Raw genomic sequence first — 17,106 nt, 5'->3', positions numbered from 1 at the left:
CCTAGCCCAGCATCTCGACGTCGAGCAGGTGCTCGGGGATGCCGAACGCATCGACGAGGTCGGCTGCGTACGGGCGGAGCCGCTCGCACAGCTCGTTGACCACCACGGTCGCGTTCTTGGCTCGCCCGACGGACAGGCGCCGGTGCTCCAGGAACCACGCCTTGTCGTCCTCCACCACGCTGACGGCGTAGAGGTCGCAGACCGCGTCCAGCACAGTGCGTACGGTGTCGTCCTCGACCTCGGCGACCGCCGCGGCGAACGCCTCCAGGACGACGCGCTCGACGTGCGCTCGACCGAGGTGCACGAGGTGGTCCTGAGCACTGTTGACCGCGGCGAACGCGTCCGCGCCCGAGGCCTTGCGGGCCGCCTGCATCCGGCGAGCCAGGGTCTCGAGCAGGTGCTCCTCGCGGTCGGTGAGCAGGGCGAGCTGGGTCCCGCGGTCGAGCAGGTCGGGCTCGTCGCCCTCCCGGCGGGCGGCGTCGCGCAGCCGGGCGACCAGCGGCGCCACCGCCGTACGCTCGAGCACCACCTCGGCCGCGTTGGACACCGCGAACGACACCATGCCGACCGGGTCGAGCCCGCGTACCTCGTCCGCGTAGCCGGTGAGCAGCTCCTTGCCGACCAGCTGCATCAGCACGGTGTTGTCGCCCTCGAAGGTGGTGAAGACGTCGGTGTCTGCCTTCAGGGTCGTCAACCGGTTGGCTGCGAGGTAGCCGGCGCCGCCGCACGCCTCGCGACACTGCTGGATGGTCGCGCTGGCGTGCCAGGACGCGTACGCCTTGAGGCCCGCGGCGAGCGCCTCGAGCTCGCGCTGCTCGCGGGGGTCGGCGTCGGCGCCGGCCTCCTGGATCCGGGCGAGCGTGGTGACGAGCTCGTTCTGCGCGGTCTGAAGCGCGTACGACCGGGCGAGCGCGGGAAGCAGCCGACGCTGGTGCGTGCGGTAGTCCATCAGCAGGATCTCGCCGCCGTCCTCGTCCGCTGCCGCGCCCGGAGCCGCGAACTGACGGCGCTTGAGGGCGTAGCGCACGGCGATCGCCAGCGCCTGTCGTGAGGCCGCGCCGCTGGCCCCCGCGATGCTGACCCGGCCCCGGATGAGCGTGCCCAGCATCGTGAAGAAGCGGCGGTTCGGGTTGTCGATGGGAGAGGTGTACGTGCCGTCCTCGGCCACCGTCGCGTACTGGTCGAGGAGGTTCGACCGGGGGACGCGGACCTGGTCGAAGACGATGCGGCCGTTGTCGACGCCGTTCAGGCCGCCCTTGACGCCGCAGTCGGACGTCGTGACGCCGGGCAGGTCGCGTCCGTCCGCGTCGCGGATCGGGACGAGGACGCAGTGCACGCCGCGCGACGTGGGCTCCTCGCCCGGACCCCCGGTCACCAGCTGCGCGAACACCGCCGCCATCGTCGCGTCGTGCGCGGCGCCGCCGATGTAGTCCTTGCGGGCGCTCGGCGATGGTGAGTGCACCACGATCTCGCCGCTCGCCACGTCGTACGTCGCCGTCGTCTCGATGCTCTGCACGTCGCTGCCGTGGCCGGTCTCGGTCATCGCGAAGCAGCCGAGCAGGTCGCCGGAGATCACGTCGGCGAGGTGCTCGTTGTGGTGCCGGGCGGTGCCGAGGTTCTCGATCGCGCCGCCGAACAGGCCCCACTGCACGCCGGCTTTCACCATCAGCGAGACGTCGGCGTAGACGAGCATCTCGAACCCGACGAGCGAGGCACCGATGTCGCCGGTGCCGCCGTGCGCCTTGGCGAACCCGGCGGCGGGCACGTCGGAGGAGGCGAGGGCGAGGACGGCGTCGCGGGTGCGGGAGCGCTGCTCGTCGAGCGAGAGCGTCGGGTCGGTCAGTGTGCCGGTCTCAGTGAGCAGCCGGCGTGCGGAGGCGCGGGCGTCGGCGTACGGACCATCGAGGGCGGCGCGGAGGGGTGCGACGAGGTCGGCCATGTGGTCGACGGTATCGGGGTGGTGGTCTCGATCGCTTCGCGCCTCGACCAGCGGGGTGGGGCGCACCGGTCAGCGGGGGTGGGGGCGCACCGGTCTGCGGGGTGGGGGGTGCACCGACCAGCGGGGGTGGGGGCGCCTCGACCAGCGGGGGTGGGGGGCGCACCGGTCAGCGGGGGTGGGGGGCGCACCGGTCAGCGGGGGTGGGGGGCGCACCGGCAGCGGGAGTGGCGGGGACGGCGCTGTGAGGGAGGCCACGGTGCTGGCCCCTCCCGATTCTTGCCCTCACGGCGTACGGTCGATACGAAACCGTTTCGTTTCGATAGGAGCATGTCCATGAGCCGTCTGACGCCCGAGCGCACGGACGAGCTGTACGCAGCGACCCTGCGGCTGCTCGCCGAGGTCGGCTACGACAAGCTCACCATGGACCGGATCGCCGAGGAGACCCGCTCGAGCAAGGCGACGCTCTACCGGCAGTGGGGGAGCAAGGAAGCCCTGGTGGTCGCGGCGATCGACGCCGACGCCCCCGCAGTCCCCGAGTCCGTCGACACGGGAACCCTGCGCGGTGACCTCATGGCGCTGCTCGAGGCACTGCCGCGTGACGACGACCGCGACATCGCGCTCGCTGCGGCGATCCTCCACGCCTGCAAGTCCCACCCGTCCCTCGCGCAGTCGTTCAACGACCGGGTGGTGGCGACGCGGGTGCAGGTCGTGACCACGGTCGTCGACCGGGCGATCGCACGCGGAGAGGTGGCCGCCGACAACCCGGCCATCCCGTTCGTGGTCCCCACCCTCATCGGGCCGGCGATCCTCCGCGAGGCGCTCACCGGTGAGCAGTGCGGACCGGACTACTTCATCGAGATCCTCGACGCCGTGCTGCTGCCCGCGCTCGGTGTCACGCCTCCCACCACCCCCTGACCCTCCCTCGCGCCCGCGGGCGCACGACCTACAGGAGACCTCGTGTCCTGGTACCTCTACCGCCTCGGACGGTGGTCGTTCCGCCACCGCAAGGGCGTCCTCGTCGCGTGGCTGCTCGCGCTCGTGCTCGCCGGCACCGGCGCGGCGACGCTGTCCGGAAAGACCTCGGACAACTTCTCCATGCCCGGACTCGAGTCCGTCGAGGCGTTCGACCTCATGAAGGAGCGCAACCCCGACGCCGCGGCGGACGGGGCGACAGCCCGCATCGTCTTCCAGGCTCCCGAGGGCTCCAAGATCACGGACCCGGAGTTCGCCTCCGTCGTCACGCAGACCGTGACCGACCTGGGCGGCGAGGACGGCGTCATCAGCGCCGTCGACCCGTTCCAGGCCCAGCAGGTGTCGCCGGACGAGACGGTCGCCTACACGACCATCAGCTACGACACGCAGTCGATCGACCTCTCCGAGGCCCAGGTCGACGCGCTCGAAGAGGCTCCGGACGCCGGGCGCGAAGCGGGGATGACCGTCGAGGTCGGCGGTGACGCGCTCCAGGAGATGCCGGAGACCGGCTCGTCGGAGCTCATCGGCATCGTCGTCGCCATGGTGGTCCTCCTCATCACCTTCGGGTCGCTGATCGCGGCCGGCATGCCGCTGCTGACGGCCCTGATCGGCGTCGGCATCGGGATCTCGGGCATCACCGCGCTCACCGGGTTCATGTCGCTGGGATCGACGACGCCGATCCTCGCGACGATGCTCGGCCTCGCCGTCGGTATCGACTACGCCCTGTTCATCGTGTCCCGCTACCGCAGCGAGGTGATCGCCGGCCGCGAGCCCGAGGAGGCTGCCGGTCGCGCCGTCGGCACCGCCGGCAGTGCCGTGGTCTTCGCCGGTCTCACCGTGGTCATCGCGCTGGCCGGGCTCTCCGTCGTGAACATCTCGATCCTCACCGAGATGGGTCTGGCCGCAGCCGCCACCGTGGCGATCTCCGTGCTGATCGCCCTCACGCTCCTGCCGGCGCTGTTCGGCTTCGCCAAGCGGCGCATCACCAAGGGCAAGATCCCCGGCCTGCGCCAGCACGACCCCGAGGCCGACGACCACTCGGGCAAGCCCACCATGGGTCAGCGCTGGGCGGGCCTGGTCTCGCGGCGCAAGGGCGTCGTCGCCGTCGTCGGCGTGCTCGTCGCGGCAGTCGCCTCGATCCCGGTCCTGTCTCTTCAGGAGTCGCTGCCCGACGACGGCACGGCCGCGGTCGACACGACGCAGCGCAAGGCGTACGACATGATCTCCGAGAGCTTCGGCGCCGGCGCCAACGGGCCGCTGCTCGTCGTCGTGGACACGAAGGACGCGGCGGACCCCGACGCTGCGGTCGCGGCTGCTACCGCAGCGATCGAAGGCATCGACACCAAGGTCGGAGCCGTGGTCCCGGCTCAGGTCATCCCGAACGCCGACCTGGCGACGATCACCGTGATCCCCACCAGCGGCCCCGCGGAGGCGGCGACGCAGGACCTCGTCCACGAGATCCGGGACGCCGTCAGCGGAGTCAACGCCGACACCGGTGCTGACGTGCTGGTCAGCGGTCAGACGGCGGTCTCGGTGGACGTGTCGGAGAAGCTCGCCGACGCGCTCCCGGTCTATCTGGCGCTCGTCGTCGGCCTCGCGTTCATCCTGCTCATCCTGGTGTTCCGCTCGATCCTGGTCCCGCTGTCCGCGGTGGTCGGGTTCCTGCTGACCGTCGGGATCGCGCTCGGTGCGACCGTCGCCGTCTTCCAATGGGGCTGGCTGTCCGGCCTGTTCGGGGTCGACACCCCGGGGCCGATCATCAGCATCCTGCCGCTCCTCATGGTGGGCATCCTGTTCGGACTGGCGATGGACTACCAGGTGTTCCTGGTCTCGCGGATGCGCGAGGACTACGTCCACACCGGCGACGCCCAGACGTCGGTCGTGACCGGCTTCAGCCACAGCGCCCGCGTGGTCACCGCCGCGGCGATCATCATGATCTCGGTGTTCGGCAGCTTCATCATCAGCCCGATGGCGATGATCAAGCCCATCGGGTTCGGGCTCGCGTTCGGCATCCTCGCCGACGCGTTCCTGGTCCGGATGACGCTGATCCCGGCCTTCATGGCGATCGCCGGCAAGTCCGCGTGGTGGCTGCCTGCATGGCTGGACCGGCTGATCCCGAACCTCGACATCGAGGGCGACCAGCTGGCCAAGCGCCTCGGTGAGCGCACCGAGAAGGCGCCGGAGCCGGTCAGGGCCTGACGCCGGAGGACCGGTACGCCGAACGACCCGTACTCCGAACTACCCGTACGCCGAGAGCTCAGCCCGAGCTCTCGGCGTACGTGTTCGCGGCGGCGAGCACCGACGTGACGTAGGCGTCGGAGTGGTTGTAGGCGAAGATCGCGGCCGTCCATCCGGTGCCGGTCGCGAGGTCGTACCCGTCGCCGCACAGGTAGCGGCCGGCTGAGTAGGCAGCGTCGTCGATGTCACCGCGGTCCGCGACGCCGTCGCCGTCGCCGTCGGATCCCCATCGGCTCCACGTGCTGCCGATGAACTGCATCGGGCCGACGGCGTGGTCCCAGTCGGTGTTGCCGTGCGCGGCGGTGTCGTCGGCGCCGGGTCGGATCGCGCCGACGCCCTCCGAGCCGTCGAGGGCGGGGCCGAGGATCGGCTCCCGGGTCGTGCCGTCGTGCAGGACCTCGTTGCCGCCCAGCGTGCCGTGCTGGGACTCCACCCAGCCGATGCCGGCGAGCGTCGTCCACTCGAGGTTGCAGCCGGGCTGCTCGACGCCGATGCGCAGGGAGGCGTTCGCGTACGCGGCGACCGCGACCTGGCCGATGCCGACCCGAGCGGCGGTGCTCTCGACCCACACCGCGGCGGCTTCGGGCCGGTCGAGCGAGGCGGTCACGCCACCGGGAACCTCGGCCGCGGCGACCGCGGTCGGCGCCGCGGCGGGCGCGATCGCGGCAGGATCGACCAGGGCGAGCTCGCCGACGCTCGCCTCGCCGCTGCCCGAGGTTGAGAGCAGCGCCGCGGTCGCGGCGAACACCCCGGCAGCCCCCACCAGGGCGACCAGGACAGGTCCGCGCACGAGGCCTCCACTCACCCGAAGCGGCCGCTCACGTAGTCGGCCGTACGGCGGTCCTGCGGCGCGCCGAACATCGCGGGGGTGTCGCCGTGCTCGATGATCACACCCGGTGTGCCCTGGGCAGCGAGGAAGAACGCACAGCGGCTCGAGACACGAGCAGCCTGCTGCATGTTGTGCGTGACGATGACGATGGTGACCTCCTCTGCCAGCTCTAGCATCGTCTCCTCGATCACTCGTGTCGACGTCGGGTCCAGTGCGGAGCACGGTTCGTCCATCAGGAGGACCCGCGGACGCACCGCGAGCGACCGGGCGATGCAGAGGCGCTGCTGCTGTCCGCCGGACAGGCCGCCACCCGGCGCGGAGAGACGGTCCTTGACCTCCTTCCACAGGCCTGCCTTCGTGAGGCACGACTGGACGAGCTCCTCGCGGGTGTCCTTGCTGGCGCGCGTGCCGGTCAGCTTGAGGCCGGCCAGCACGTTCTGCTCGATCGACATCGCCGGGAACGGGTTCGGCTTCTGGAACACCATGCCGATCGCCTTGCGCGCGTCGGTGAGCTTGCGGGTCGGCGCGTAGACGTCCTCGCCGTCGAGCTGCACCTCGCCGGCCATGGACGCGCTGGGCACGAGCTCGTGCATGCGGTTCAGGATCCGCAGGAACGTCGACTTGCCGCAGCCGGACGGGCCGATCAGCGCGGTGATCTCGCCCGCGGGCATGGTCAGGCTGACCCGGTCGAGCACCTTGTGGGTGCCGAACCACGCCGACACGTCGTACGCCGCCAGCTCGGCGAGCGCGAGCGAGCGGGACGAGGGTGCGGGCGGGAACCCGGGGATCTGGAGCGTCTGGTCGATCGCCACGGTGTGCTTCCTTCGTGTACGGCTCGGCCGGGGCCGCCCTCGAACGAGGTCGACCCCGGCGCGAGCGGGTGAGTGCGGTGGGCGGTCTACGTCAGCGGACGCGGACCTTGATCACCTTCGACGTCGAGGCGAAGACGTTGCCGTTGCCGGCGTAGGTCACCTTGAGCTTGTGCTTGCCCTTCTTGAGCTTCGCGAGCTTGACGGTCACCGTGCCCTTGGCCGAGACGGTGCCGCGGCCGACGACCTTCTTGCCGTCGAGGACGAGGACGCGACCCGACGGGCGGATCGATGCCGGCAGGCCGGGCAGGCTCACCTTGACGGCCGCCTTGGCGCGCTTCTTCGCGGTGAGCTTCTTCGGCGAGATCGTGAAGCCGACCTTCGAGGACGCCTTCGTGACCCGCAGGACGCCCTGCGTCTTCGAGGCCGCCGTGGTGGCGTTCCCGCCGAAGGACGCCGTGACCGCGTACGCGCCTGCGCCGAGCGAGGCAGGCAGGGTGACCGAGGCGCGGCCTCCGGAAAGGGCGACGGTCTGCGCAGGACGCGAGCCGACCTTCACGACGACCGAGCCCGTCGCTGCAGCGCCGCCGCGACGCACCGTCGCGACGACCGTCCGGGTCTTGCCGTACGACGCGGCGCCGGGGACGGCGACCGAGGTCGTCGACGCGACCTTGGCGGGCGTGTCCGCCGACGTCGTGAAGTTCGACGTCGCGTCCTGGGTGGGCTCGCCGCAGACGCCGCCCTTGGCGGGCGTGGCGAGCTGCTCGAAGCCGGCGGCCTCGATCAGGGGCTTCGCGGCTGCGCTGCAGGCGAAGCCGTTCTCGAGGAAGATTCCGGCCGCCCACGGCGAACCGAGGTCGGTCACGCGCACGACGTTGTAGAGCGCACGCGTGAACGACCAGCCGCCGGAGAGAGTGATCGTCGGCGTGACCTTGGCGCGGCCGGTCGAGAACGGCACGATCGCGTTCGCGTCGTTCTTGACGTCCGCGTCGCTGTGCTCCTGGGTCTCGGCGACACCCGGCGCGAGAACGACGGCCACGCCGCCGTTGAGCGCCTTGAGCTGGCCCTCGAAGACCGAGCGGGTGCCCGAGCCGCTCTGCGGGATCAGCGGCTTGATGACGCCTGCGGCGCCGCCCAGCTGGTTCCAGTTCGTGTAGGTGCCGTTGTAGATCTTCACGACGTCCGCGCCCGAGATGGCCGCCGGTGCGTTGCTGCCGGCCTTGCGGACGGCGAGCTTGATGCCGTCGATCGCGAACGGGATCTGGTAGAGGTTGGCGGCCTTCTCGGGGTCGCTGAGCGAGCTCGACGAACGGGCGTAGTTCACGTTCGCGTTGGGGCTCGCGCCGTACAGGAGGCCCTTGCCGGCACTCGAGCCGTTCGGGCGCGCGATCGAGGCGGCGCCGGTCTTCAGCACGATCGGATCGCCGGTCGTGCCGTCGGCCTTGATCGCGTCGAAGCTCGCGAGCTTCCCCGTGGCGCGGCCCTCGTTGTAGCCCTTCAGCACGGTGCCGTTGACGGTGGTGCCGTTCGCGAGGTAGCCGAGGACGAACTGGGTGGTGTCCGAGCCGACACCGACGATGTCGGTGGCAGCGGGGGTGCTGGTCGGGTCCGCGGAGGCGGCGAGCGGAGTGCCGAGGACGAGGGCAGCGCTGAGCGCGGCGACGCCGACGGCGGTCAGGGGCCTTGGTGACATGGGAGATGACCTCATTCTGTGTGCGACGGAGTCGACGCGACTCCGACTCGATCGTGGGGGCGCAGGCTGGACACAGGACTGGCGTGCGGTGAACACTCGGTGACCGGTTCGCGTCCGCGCGGGGAGTGCGTCAGCGGGTCACCGCGGACCGCTCTCACATCAGGTTCGGCAGCATCGGCATCGCCAGGTCCGTGCACCACCACGCCAGCGCGATGGTCACGGGCGCCGCGATGACCCAGACGACGGCACCGGGGAGGCGGCGTCGTGCGAGGACCACGGCCACGACGACGAGCAGGATCCCTTGGAGGGCGAACGCGAGCGCTGCGATGTCGTCGGTCGACGTACCCATCGCGCGCTCAGCGTCGGTGACGGCCGCCGGGCGACCGGCCGGGGTCGGGAAGGGCTTCGAGGTCAGTCGCAGGTCGACGTAGAGCGTGCCCTGCGGCCGCAGCGCTCCCAGCCGGCCACCGGACTCTTCGGCACTGGTGAGCGTCAGGCGCCCCTGCTCGGCGGCCAACGGCTGCGGCAGAGGATCGCCGGCGCGGCGCACCTTCTCGACGACGTACGTCGCGCGCCCCTGGCCGGTGGTCGTCGCTACGGTGTCGCCGGGTGCGAGCGAGCTGATCTGCCCGAACGGACCGCCGTACGTCTGTGCTCGTCCGTAGACCAGCGACGTGCCGGCCTGACCCGGCAGCGGCGTGTCGCGACGGTGCCCGGGCCCGGCGAGGAGCGTACGGCCGCTGGTGCCCTCGACGACCACCTGCTCGAGGTCGATCGACGGCGCCTCGAGCAGGGCGACCGGGGCACCGACGGGGATCACGCCGCCGACCGGCGCCGTCGCGGAGGCGAGCTCGGTCCGGAAGGCGCCGTACAGGAGGTCCTGGCTCCGCTGCTGGGAGATCCCGGACAGCACGAGCACCTGGAGCACGGTCCACGCGCAGACCAGGGCGAGCACGGTCAGTGCGTCGAGGACCACGAACGACGACCGGTCCGGGCGCGGTGCGCCGGGGTGGGAACCGGACGGCGCGGGCTCGGGGGTGGACTCGGGCAGCATCTCGTCCGGGCCTTCGGGCGCGGGCGCCGGAGGCGCCGGCGCGGGAGCCCGTTCGGTGGTCTGGGCGGACGGGCCGAGGGCTGTCGTCATCGGCGCGACCTCCGCTGGACGAGCTGCTTCGCGGCGGGCGCGGCCACGCCGAGCACCATGGCCAGCCCCAGCAGGAGCGGCAGCGCGATTCCGGCGAGCGGGGCTGGAGTGTCCCCGGTCGGGGCAGTCGTCACGGCACGCGTCGTGGCGACGGCGCTGCTCTTGGTCGGCGGAGTGGCGGCTGCCGTGGGCACCGCGAGCGGCGCTGCCGGAGCGGAGGGTGCAGGGGAGTCCGCCGCAGGCGTGTCGGACTTGTCGTCACCCTCGTCAGCGGAGCCCGGCAGACCCTTCTGCGCGCGGATCGCGTCCGCCGCCTCCTGCGCGGAGGCGTACAGGTCTGCCGTGGCTCCGGTCCTGGTGATCGGCAGGTAGCCCGGAGGCAGGTCGCCGTTGCCGGTGCCGACGCGCTGGCCTCGTCGCGTCGCCACCTCGATGAACTGCGCGACGTCGCCGGCCTGCTTCTTCGCGAGCCCCTCCAGGCGCGCGGCGGCGTAGACGATCATCGTGCCCGGGTACGCGCGTGGCGCCTCAGCGCGCAGCGTCGTCGGGTCCAGCGTGAACGCCTTGCCGAGCGTGCCGCCGTCCGCCTCGCGGACGGCGGCCTTCAGCGCCGTGCTGGTCGGCGCGACGAACCTGGCGGGACGACCTCCCGACGCGCGCTGCGTCTGGAGCTCGGCGGTGCGCAGGCCGAAGCGCTCGGCGTCGCCGAGCGTGACGATGCCGATCATGAAGCGGTTGCCGACGCCCTGGCGCTCGATGCGGCCGAGCTTCCACGGGTCCGACATCGTCGCGCGCTCGCACCGCGTCTGGACGTTCGGCCACGCGTCGAGGACCGCCTCGGCGATCTTGCGCAGGCTGCTGACGGGTGCGGCGACCTGGCTGAGGTACGGGGCGGGGTTCTCCTTGCGGCACTCCAGCTCGGACCTCGGGACGAACGTGTCCTTCAACGGCCACTCGGCGCGCGGCAGGCCGATCGCCCTGTACGCCGGGTTGACCTTCATGCCCCACCGGTCCGCCTTGCCCTTCACGAAGGCGGCGGCGTCGCGGTCCGCCGCGATGTAGGCGGTGAGCGTCCGGATCACGTCCGACGACTCCGACAGCGACAGGACGGTCGCCGTCGCCTCGCGGGCCTGCTTGTCGAGTCCCGGATTGAGGGCGATGAACTCGGGATCGGTGTTGAGCGAGAGCGGGTTCTTCTCGAGGCCCGGGCGCTGACGTCCGGAGTACGAGGCGGGATAGCTCTGCGTGAGCAGCTTCGCGAGCAGGCGGGCGTTCAACCGGAGCCGCAGTGCCTCGCCTGTGTTGCCGGGCTTGTCCACGACGTACGAGACCGCGAACCCGGTCACGGCGACCGGCGCGTACCCGACCGGTGTCGCCCCTTCGTCCGCGTGGCCGCGCGAGACGAATGCCGCTGCGGCGCCACCGCCCTGCATCAGGGTGAAGGCGACGTCGTCGGCCATCCGGTTGTGCTGGAACTTGAACCGGTCCTTGCGCAGGCAGTACGCGGGCGCCCACTGGAGCGCCGCCTGGCTGAGCAGCTCGGAGCCGTAGAACGCGACCGGCGCCCGGCTGTCGAGGACGTTGCACGCGTCCGGCGGGAGGCCGAACGACAACGGCACGCTGAAGCGGCCCTTCCAGTTCGACTCCGACCACCAGTACGACGGGGAGACGGCGGCGTCGACGCCGAGACTCGCCGAGTTGCTCGAGCCTGCGGTCCACTGACCGGGCTTGCGGCACTCCTCGTCAGCCGGCGTGGCCGCGTCCCTGCCGCAGCTGATCCCCATGATCGGGATGACGACGATCGAGCAGCGCACCGAGCGCGAGCAGCCGAGCGACTCGTTCTCGACGGCGCTGCGGACCTCGTACTGCACCTCGCCCTTGCCCTCGAGGTCGGTGAACGCTGCGATCTCGGCCGGCGGGAACGACGCGCCGGTGGCGGCCTCGGGCGGCATCGTCTCGGACGAGCACGCAGGGAAGACCTTGCCCGAGCGGGCGACGAACGGGGTCAGGTGCGTCGACATGAAGTCGACGTCCGGGCAGACCTTCGCGCTCGGCCACGGGGAGATGCCGGTCTTCTGCTCGCGCTCGCCGGTCGACGCGGCGCGGTCCTTGCGCCAGATCGCGGCTCGCTCCGTCACCATCTGGGACCGCTGCTGACGGGTCGAGGTCCAGCACGTCTCCGGCGAGAGCCGCTGGGACGCGGGCACGCTGGCCGAGTCCACGCCGCGGCACTGGAGGATGACGACGGGATACTCCTGCGCCATCCCGCCCTCGCCGTAGGGGTTCGCCGCGCGTGCCGCGCTCGGGTGTGCGCCCGTCCAGCTGACACGGAGCCGCTGCCGACCCTGCAGCCCGGTGGTCTGGTCGACCCGCACGGTCACCTTGCGCTCGTCGACGACCTCGGTCGTGCCGTCGGCGGCGACGTGCGCGCGGGTCAGCGTCTTGGACGCGCCGTACGCGGACGACGCAGCAGCGGCCCGAGCGAGAGCGGCCCCCGCTGGTTGAGCGAGAGCGGCCCCCGCTGGTTGAGCGAGAGCGGCCTCCGCTGGTTGAGCCGGAGCGGCCCCCGCTGGTTGAGCGAGCGGAGCGAGTCGAAACCCCGGCCCCACCACCGCCGTCGCCACGACCAGCAGCGCCAGGCCGCCCCGTACGAGTCGCCGCCTCATCGTGCTGCCCCCCGCCGGCGGAAGTAGAGCGCCAGCGCGCCCGGGACGGTGACGATGAGCAGCAGCTCGAGCATCGCGATCGCGCCGAACCACTCCTTGCGGTCGCCCAGGGCGCTCGACGTCAGCTCGGTCGGAACACCGGCGATCGACTCCGGGTCGACGACCGCAGCCGCCGCCACGGGTTGTCCGGTCTCGGGGTCGGTGCTCGCAGCGACCTGCGGCGCCGCCCCCGCGGACGGAGCGGCAGCGCCCGGCGCGGCGGCGGCCGTCGGCTGCGCGCCGGCCTTCGGCTTGTCGGTCGCCCCGGTGTCCGCCGCCGGCGCGGTGCCGCACGGTCCGGCGCCCACCTTGTCGCAGGCGGCGGGCTGCGGCGCGATCTCGGCGAGGTGGTTGCGCGAGAGGTCGCCCTTGACGAACGTCGGGTTGTTGCAGCGGCGTGCGTCGCGGTTCTTCACGTTGACGCCCTTGTCGGCGGTGCCCAGCTTCGCCAGCTGGGCGAACCCGGCCTGGACGAGGTTCAGCGGGAGCGGCGAGTAGCCGTACGGGCCTGCCTTGCTCTGCCCTTCGCACAGCGAGTAGAACATGAAGTCGACCAGGGTCTGCCGTTTCGCCGTGGTCATGCGCTGGTCCTTCGCCCCGGTCGGCAAGAGCATGTAGGAGTACGACGACAGCGGGTACGCCCGCTTGTCGGTCGCTCGGTAGACGCCGTCGAGGATCTGCGTCAGGTAGAGCGGCGAGCTCTTGTTCTCGTTGATCCGCGCCTTCGTCAACGCAACGGCGACGTTGTGCTCGGTCGGCTCCACGAAGTAGCCGGCCTTGTTGAGCACCTTGACCACCGGGAACTTCTTGCTCACGGGGTACGAGTACTCGACGTACCCGATCGTGCCGTTGCCCGCGTCGCCGGAGATCGTGTTCATCACCTGGTCCGACCCGGACGCCGCGATCGCGGTGCCCTTGCGCGGGAAGTACGAGGTCAGGCCCGACCGGCCGAAGAACGGGCGCCACACCTTCGGGTGCTCCTTGTCCAGCCACGTCGTGAACTGGGCCGTCGTGCCCGAGCCGTCGGAGCGCACCACCGGGATGATCCGCAACGAGGGGAGCTTGCGGCCGTTGTTGTCCTTCGTGATCGCTGCGTCGGACCAGTCGGTGATCTTGTTGGTGAAGATCTTGGCGATCGTGTCGCCGGAGAGGCGCAGGTTCTTCACCAGCTTGCCGCCGACCCTCACCTGGTAGGTGAAGGCAGTGCCGCCGGCGACGATCGGCAGGTACGCGAACGCGCGCTTGCCCGCGGTGTCGGCGGCGCCGTACTCGTCGACACCCTGGTACGGGATCTCGCTGATGCCGAAGTCGGTGACGTTCTGCGCGAAGTTCTTGCGGCCCTGCGACGAGCCGCCGCTGCTGTAGGTCACCTTCATGCCCATGGCGTCGACGTCGGCGATCCACTGCCGCACGATCAGCTCGCTCCAGGTCGACCCCGAGCCTTCGATCTGGGCGTACGCCGCCTGGGCGGGCGAGGCCGTACGGAGGACGAGCGTGAACGCCGTCAGGAGCGCGGCGAGCACCACCACCCACGTACGGAGGTGGAGCCGGCGGAGGGCGGGGGTCATCGGGTTCCCTTTCTGGGGCGCGCCAGGAGTCGCGCGACGACGAACAGGATCAGGACGAGCGCCATCAGGACGGCGGCCGCGGCGAACGCACGCTGGATGTAGATCGGCTCGCCGCTGCGGACGGTGGAGAAGATGAACAGCGGCAGCGAGTTCATGACGCCGTCGGTCGGGTCGACCACGACGAACGACGCCGCGCCGGACGTGAGCAGGACCGGGGACGTCTCGCCGATGCCGCGGGCGACACCGAGGATCAGCGCGGTCGCGAGACCGGGACGAGCGGTCGGCAGCACGACGTGCCACACCGTGCGCCACCGTGAGGAGCCGAGCGCGAGACTCGCCTCGCGCAGTCCGCCCGGGACGATCCGGAGCACCACGTCGGCCGCCCGCGCGATGATCGGCAGCATCATCACCGACAGGGCGAGCGCGGCCGCGATGCCCGACCGTGCCACCCCGAGGGTGACGATCAGCGTCGTGTAGATGAACAGGCCCGCGACGATCGACGGCAGCGCGGTCATCGCCTCGACGACCGTACGCACCACCCGTGCGAAGGGGCCGCCCACCTCGGTCATGAAGACCGCAGCGCCGATCCCGAGCGGCACGGTGATGACGACGGCGATCGCGACCTGGATCAGCGTGCCGAGGATCGCGTGCAGGACGCCGCCCCGCGTGAACGGGTCGCGCGGCCCGACACCGGACATGTCCTCGGTGAAGAGGTTGAGGTGCGGCAGCGCCTCGGCGCCACGGGCGAAGACGAACACGATCGTGCTCACGAGCGCGATGCCGACCGTGAGGGCGCCCGCGTGCACGAGCGCGGACGCGACACGGTCGCCGACCTCCGCGCGCGTGCCGGTGAGGGCGGTCGTGAGCGCGATGAGGATCAGGGCGCAGACGAGCATCACCACGACGAACGGCAGGACACCGTCCCACGGCATCAGGCGACGGCAGATGACCCACGCCAGGCACGCGGCGGCGATCCAGCTGCCGGCGATCGCGAGCCGGTCGTCCGGACGGATCGAGGTCAGCAGGCGGCGCTCCTCCGGCACGGCGTCGCGGTGGGCCTGGGGCAGCTCGGCGCGCAGGAACGTACGGGGTGCGTCCTCGGCGGTCGACGTCTCGCTGCGGTGGGTGCCACCGGGCGGCGGTGTCGTGAGCGTCGACATCAGGCGTCCGTCCCGATCCCTGAGCGACTGCGCGAGACGATCATCGCGGCGAAGGTGTTGACGACGAGCGTGATGACGAACAGCACGAACCCGGCGGTCAGAAGGGCGGAGAGCTGGGCCTCGCTCGCCTCGCCGAAGCGCCCGGCGATGAGCGCCGACACCGTGTTGGTGCCGATCTCGAGGACACGCGGTTTCAGGTCGAAGGCGGGCGAGATGATCAGCAGGACGGCGATGGTCTCACCGAGAGCGCGGCCCAGGCCGAGCATCGTGCCACCGATGATGCCGCCGCGACCGTACGGCAGGACGACGCTGCGGATCATCCCCCAGCGGGTGCTGCCGAGCGCGAGCGCCGCCTCCCGTTCGCCGGCCGGTGCCTGCGAGAACACCTGCCGCATCACGGCGCAGGTCATCGGGAGCACCATCATCGCGACGGCGATGCCGGCCACGAACGCGGACGCCGTGTAGCGCGTCTGCTCCCAGACCGCAGCGTCGGCGTCGGCGTCGACGGCGAAGAACGGGATGAAGCCGAGGTGCTGGTGGAGCCAGTGCGCGACGGCGCTCGCGTGCGGCTGCAGCAGGAAGAACCCCCACAGCCCGTAGATGATGCTCGGCACGGCCGCCATCAGGTCCACGCACGAGACGAGCGTCGGGCGCAGGCGCGGGGGCGCGTACTCGCTGATGTAGAGCGCGGTCAGCAGGGCCAGCGGGAAAGCGATGACCAGCGCGACACCGGCGACCGAGACCGTGCCGACCAGGACTGCGCCGATGCCGAGGACGTCCGCCTCGGGCTGCCACTGCGTCTCGGTGAAGAACGACGTCCCGTAGCGCTGCAGGGTCGGCACGGCCTGGAGCGCGAGGAAGAACCCGATCCCTCCGGTGATCAGCAGGACCATCCCGCCGAACGACCGGGCGACGATGCGGAAGACGAGGTCGCTGCCCGACGTGCGTCCCGCCAGCTGGCGGGGTTCGTCGGCGTCGAGCGACGGCAGCTCCGTGCGCAGCGTGGTGGTCGGGGTCATGCGGGCTCCGTGATGCCGGGGAACGTCAACAGACGAACTCAACGAGACCTGCGCAACCGCGGGGCGTGGGTTGCGTGAACGCCGGGCGAACGCAGGACGGCAGGTGACCCCCGCTGGTTGAGCGCCCTTCCCGCTGGTTGAGCGAGCGCAGCGCCCTCCCCGCTGGTTGAGCGAGCGCAGCGAGTCGAAACCACCTCGTACCCTCGAAGGGTGGAAACCGTCACCGAGCTGCCGACCGTCGCGGACGCCCGTACGCTGCTGGCCGGCCGCCGCGTCGTCGTGCTCACCGGAGCCGGGATCAGCACCGACTCGGGCATCCCGGACTACCGCGGACCCGAGTCCGTGCCGCGGTCACCCATGACGTACCAGGAGTTCGTGGCGACCCCGCAGGCGCGCCAGCGGTACTGGGCGCGGGCGCACGTCGGGTGGCGCCACATGACCGGCGCCGAGCCGAACGCCGGTCACCACGCGCTCGTCGCGCTCGAGCGATCGGGTGCTGTGTCGGCGGTGATCACGCAGAACGTCGACGGCCTGCACGAGGCAGCCGGGCAGCAGGAGCTCGTCGCGCTCCACGGCCGGATCGCCGACGTCGTCTGCCTCGCGTGCGGAGCGCGTACGCCGCGGGCGGCGCTGCACGAACGGCTGGACGTCCTGAACCCCGGCTACGGCGAGGGCGCGTACGCGATCGCACCCGACGGCGACGCGGTGCTCGAGGAGACGGCCGACTTCCGAGTGGCGCCGTGCCTGGAGTGCGGCGGGCTCCTGAAGCCGGACGTCGTGTTCTTCGGCGAGAACGTGCCGAAGCCCCGGGTCGAGCACTGCCGCGGCCTCGTCGATGCCGCTGACGCGCTGCTCGTGGTCGGGTCGTCCCTGCACGTGATGTCGGGGCTGCGGTTCGTCCGGCAGGCGGCGAAGGCGGGTACGCCGGTGGTGATCGTGAACCGCGGGACGACCCGCGGTGACGAGCTGGCGGCGCTCAAGCTCGACGCTGGGTGCACCGAGGTGCTGGAGGCGCTGGTCGCCTGACCGG

General features: G+C 71.5%; 12 protein-coding genes. 3 read left to right on the top strand and 9 right to left on the bottom strand.

Annotated elements, in window-relative coordinates; all coding sequences use genetic code 11:
* Position 1: 1 nt before the first annotated feature.
* A complete protein-coding gene (locus GH747_RS00775) occupies positions 2–1,939 on the bottom strand; it encodes an acyl-CoA dehydrogenase family protein (RefSeq protein ID WP_149767368.1) in 1,938 nt (645 codons plus the stop codon).
* Positions 1,940–2,272: 333 nt separating this feature from the next.
* Between GH747_RS00775 and GH747_RS00770 the strand changes: the two genes are divergently transcribed.
* Both GH747_RS00770 and GH747_RS00765 read left to right on the top strand, forming a co-directional pair.
* Positions 2,273–2,854: a TetR/AcrR family transcriptional regulator gene (locus tag GH747_RS00770; RefSeq protein WP_163695230.1), complete on the top strand. Its 582-nt coding sequence runs from the start codon at positions 2,273–2,275 to the stop codon at positions 2,852–2,854.
* Between the two features lie 42 nt (positions 2,855–2,896).
* Positions 2,897–5,110, top strand: coding sequence for an MMPL family transporter (locus GH747_RS00765; protein WP_149767364.1), 2,214 nt, complete (start codon positions 2,897–2,899; stop codon positions 5,108–5,110).
* Between the two features lie 58 nt (positions 5,111–5,168).
* On the opposite strand, the gene GH747_RS00760 is transcribed toward GH747_RS00765, so the two are convergent.
* The 8 genes from GH747_RS00760 to pstC form a co-directional block, all read right to left on the bottom strand.
* Positions 5,169–5,939, bottom strand: a complete 771-nt coding sequence (locus GH747_RS00760) for a lytic transglycosylase domain-containing protein (protein WP_228552719.1) — start codon at positions 5,937–5,939, stop codon at positions 5,169–5,171.
* Positions 5,940–5,950: 11 nt separating this feature from the next.
* Entirely contained in the window at positions 5,951–6,715 is a 765-nt protein-coding gene (locus tag GH747_RS00755; RefSeq protein WP_240466107.1) for a phosphate ABC transporter ATP-binding protein, read from the bottom strand.
* Positions 6,716–6,881: 166 nt separating this feature from the next.
* Positions 6,882–8,480: an Ig-like domain repeat protein gene (locus GH747_RS00750; protein ID WP_163695226.1), complete on the bottom strand. Its 1,599-nt coding sequence runs from the start codon at positions 8,478–8,480 to the stop codon at positions 6,882–6,884.
* A gap of 154 nt (positions 8,481–8,634) precedes the next feature.
* On the bottom strand, positions 8,635–9,624 hold the full coding sequence (locus GH747_RS00745; protein WP_149767360.1) for a sortase: 990 nt from the start codon (positions 9,622–9,624) through the stop codon (positions 8,635–8,637).
* Positions 9,621–12,290, bottom strand: coding sequence for a hypothetical protein (locus tag GH747_RS00740; protein WP_149767358.1), 2,670 nt, complete (start codon positions 12,288–12,290; stop codon positions 9,621–9,623). The genes GH747_RS00745 and GH747_RS00740 overlap by 4 nt, the downstream gene beginning before the upstream one ends.
* Positions 12,287–13,897 carry a substrate-binding domain-containing protein gene (locus GH747_RS00735; protein WP_149767356.1) on the bottom strand — a complete coding sequence of 537 codons (1,611 nt, stop codon included), beginning with the start codon at positions 13,895–13,897 and terminating at the stop codon, positions 12,287–12,289. The genes GH747_RS00740 and GH747_RS00735 overlap by 4 nt, the downstream gene beginning before the upstream one ends.
* Complete coding sequence (gene pstA, locus GH747_RS00730) at positions 13,894–15,057, bottom strand: phosphate ABC transporter permease PstA (RefSeq protein ID WP_149767354.1); 1,164 nt, start codon at positions 15,055–15,057, stop codon at positions 13,894–13,896. The genes GH747_RS00735 and pstA overlap by 4 nt, the downstream gene beginning before the upstream one ends.
* Positions 15,057–16,076, bottom strand: coding sequence for a phosphate ABC transporter permease subunit PstC (gene pstC / locus GH747_RS00725; protein WP_149767352.1), 1,020 nt, complete (start codon positions 16,074–16,076; stop codon positions 15,057–15,059). The genes pstA and pstC overlap by 1 nt, the downstream gene beginning before the upstream one ends.
* Before the next feature lie 210 nt (positions 16,077–16,286).
* On the opposite strand from pstC, the gene GH747_RS00720 reads away from it, so the two are divergent.
* Entirely contained in the window at positions 16,287–17,102 is an 816-nt protein-coding gene (locus GH747_RS00720) for an NAD-dependent protein deacetylase (protein ID WP_149767350.1), read from the top strand.
* Positions 17,103–17,106 lie beyond the last annotated feature (4 nt).

It is taken from the genome of Mumia xiangluensis (genome assembly GCF_010994095.1).
Classification (GTDB): Bacteria; Actinomycetota; Actinomycetes; order Propionibacteriales; family Nocardioidaceae; genus Mumia; species Mumia xiangluensis.
Note: the sequence above shows the minus strand (reverse complement) of the source record. Positions and strands in the feature narration are given on the sequence as shown.